The following is a 913-nucleotide window of genomic DNA, read 5'->3' as shown; positions in this document are numbered from 1 at the left end:
TGGAAGGGCCGGGTGGCGATCTCGGCGCCGGCGGCGGCCACGCCGATGATGAAGGACTGGCCCCAGCCCTTGTGGCAGCACTCGAGCGCCTGGCGCATGGTGGTGGTGTTGCCGATGCACTCGAAGCTGTAGTCGGCCCCGCCGTCGGTGAGCTGGACGATGTGGTCGACGACGTTGGCGACGTCCTTGGGGTTGACGAAGTGGGTCATGCCGAACTGGCGGCCCAGGGCCTCGCGCTGGGGATTCAGGTCGATGCCGATGATCTTGTCGGCGCCCACCATCCTGGCGCCCTGGATGACGTTCAGGCCGATGCCGCCCAGCCCGAAGACCACGACGTTGGCGCCGGCCTCGACCTTGGCGCTGAAGACCACGGCGCCCACGCCGGTGGTCACGCCGCAGCCGATGTAGCAGGCCTTGTCGAAGGGAGCGTCCTCGCGGATCTTGGCCACGGCGATCTCGGGCACCACGATGTAGTTCGAGAAGGTCGAGGTGCCCATGTAGTGGTGGATGGGCTTGCCGTCCAGCGAGAAGCGGCTGGTGCCGTCGGGCATCAGGCCCTTGCCCTGGGTGGTGCGGATGGCCTGGCACAGGTTGGTCTTGCGCGACAGGCAGAACTTGCACTGGCGGCACTCGGGCGTGTAGAGCGGGATGACGTGGTCGCCCTTCTTCAGGGTCGAGACGCCGGGCCCGGCATCGACCACGATGCCCGCGCCCTCGTGGCCGAGGATGGCCGGGAACAGGCCCTCGGGGTCGGCGCCCGACAGGGTGTAGTAATCGGTGTGGCAGATGCCGGTGGCCTTGACTTCGATCAGCACCTCGCCGGCGCGCGGACCTTCCAGGTCCACTTCTTCGATGGTCAGGGGCGCGCCTGCCTTCCAGGCGATCGCGGCTTTGGTCTTCATGGGCTGCTCCT

The 913-nt window shown here is 67.8% G+C and carries 1 protein-coding gene; it reads right to left on the bottom strand.

Features of this window, described 5'->3' with window-relative positions; translation table 11 throughout:
* The coding region (locus tag N5K27_RS28915) for a zinc-binding dehydrogenase (RefSeq protein WP_279821026.1) at nucleotides 1-902 on the bottom strand (902 nt) is incomplete at its 3' end.
* Nucleotides 903-913 lie beyond the last annotated feature (11 nt).

This window comes from Pigmentiphaga sp. GD03639 (assembly GCF_029845405.1).
GTDB classification, from domain to species: domain Bacteria; phylum Pseudomonadota; class Gammaproteobacteria; order Burkholderiales; family Burkholderiaceae_B; genus Pigmentiphaga; species Pigmentiphaga daeguensis.
The sequence above is the reverse complement of the archived record's forward strand: the minus strand, read 5'-3'. Positions and strand labels throughout refer to the sequence as shown.